This window comes from Lactobacillus sp. UMNPBX4 (genome assembly GCF_002554115.1).
Classification (GTDB): domain Bacteria; phylum Bacillota; class Bacilli; order Lactobacillales; family Lactobacillaceae; genus Lactobacillus; species Lactobacillus gallinarum.
The window spans coordinates 1-1702 of sequence record NZ_PCZF01000103.1 but is presented as its reverse complement, the minus strand read 5'-3'; the positions used below and the strand labels follow the sequence as shown (position 1 = coordinate 1702).

Sequence of the window (1702 nt, the reverse complement as noted above, 5' to 3'; positions counted from 1 at the left end):
TACACCACCCAAAGATGCCATCAATGTGGCAGTATTATGGGGCAAAACGGTTATAAGAAATTAACCCTTAAGGATCGGGAATGGACTTGTCCAATCTGTCGAACGCACCATATTCGTGATTGGAATGCGGCCGTGAACATCTTAGAAAAAGGATTAGGCAAGTGGCAGAATCCTAAAATAAAAGAAAAAAGCAGCCTAAGCTAGGCTGCAGTCCGCTAGCAATTCGCGGACTTAAAAGGCTTTGGTAAATAGACGACCTCTATCGGCAATAGTCAAAAGACTATTGCTGGTAAGTCAAGTCCGTATCTAAGCAAGTTGGTGTTCTGGTTAGCGTAAGCTAACGAGCCACTAAGCCCTAGACTTCAGTCTAGGGTAGTTGACCGCATAATTCAAGTTTAAGTTTCATGAACTTAGTAGTGCCGGAATTGGCAGCGATTGTCGGGCTGGTTTTGTTCATTGTTTCTAGAAGACAAATGAATTAGATTTACGTAAATTCAAAATCAAAATAGAAATCTTCAATAAAGAACCTCCTCTTTTATTTATCAGAGAAGGTTTTTCGTATATAATGGGTCTGTATATGATTTTTATTCAGAAGAGGTAGCTATGAACAAGGAAGAACTCCATAAATTATTGCACCCAATGAAGGTGATCGGGTTAGGTGGTAACCCAGCATTAAACGAAAAAATTGCTGCAATTTTGCGTCAACCATTAATTGAAACTGCAGTTCATCACTTCAGCGATGGTGAAATCCAAGTTAATATTGGTGAAAGTGTCAGAGGTTGTGACGTCTTTGTAATTCAATCAATTCAAGATCCAGTTAACGAAAACTTCATGGAACTTGAAATTATCTTGGACGCATTGCACCGTGCATCAGCTCATACCATTAACGTGGTAGTTCCATACTTAGCATATTCACGTTCAGATACTAAGACTCGTTCACGTGAACCAATCACAGCTAAGCTTGTTGCTAACTTGCTTCAATTAACTGGTATGGATCGTTTAATTACAGTTGATTTGCATGCTTCACAAATTCAAGGTTTCTACAGTGTTCCAGTAGATCACTTGCACGCTATTCCACTTCTTGGTCAATACTTCTTAGATAATGGTATTGCTACTAAGGAAGATGATGATATCGTAGTTGTTTCACCTGATCACTCAGGTGCCAAGCTTGCACGTAACTTTGGTCAATATTTCAACGCTCCAATCGCTATTGTTGATCAACGTGGTGCTCGTTATGATACTGAAGTGCACGATATTATTGGGGATGTTAAAGACAAGAAGTGTATCATCGTTGATGATTTAATTGATACTGGTTCTCGTATTTCATCATCAACTAAGTCAGTTATGGCGGCAGGTGCCAAGAAGGTTTATGTTGCTGCAACTCACGCACTTCTTTCTAAGAATGCAACTGAAGTACTTAACGAATTGCCAATTGAACAAATCGTTGTAACTGATACTATTAAGCATAATCGTTACCCAGACAGAATGGTTCGTATTTCTGTAGATCAACTTCTTGCTCGTGGTATTGATTACGTTTATAACGATCGTTCAATTCACCAAATTTTTGATGAACAAAATCGTTTAAAGTAAAAAAATTAAATAATTGATATATAATAATCCTCACCTGAATGAGGATTATTTTTTATTCGAAAATTGCAATTTCAAATTGAACACTTTTGAAAATTAAATTCTGTATATTGAA

Annotated in this window: 2 protein-coding genes; both read left to right on the top strand. The window is 37.4% G+C overall.

Annotated elements, in window-relative coordinates; genetic code table 11:
* On the top strand, window positions 1-204 hold a 204-nt coding region (locus tag CP355_RS09855), incomplete at its 5' end, for a zinc ribbon domain-containing protein (protein WP_143468939.1).
* Window positions 205-603: 399 nt separating this feature from the next.
* Complete coding sequence (locus CP355_RS09850; protein WP_056945545.1) at window positions 604-1590, top strand: ribose-phosphate pyrophosphokinase; 987 nt, start codon at window positions 604-606, stop codon at window positions 1588-1590.
* The last annotated feature ends 112 nt before the right edge of the window (window positions 1591-1702 follow it).

Coding starts and splice junctions, on each gene's coding strand:
- CP355_RS09850 (WP_056945545.1), top strand. CDS start 604: ATGAACAAGGAAGAACTCCATAAATTATTGCACCCAATGAAGGTGATC.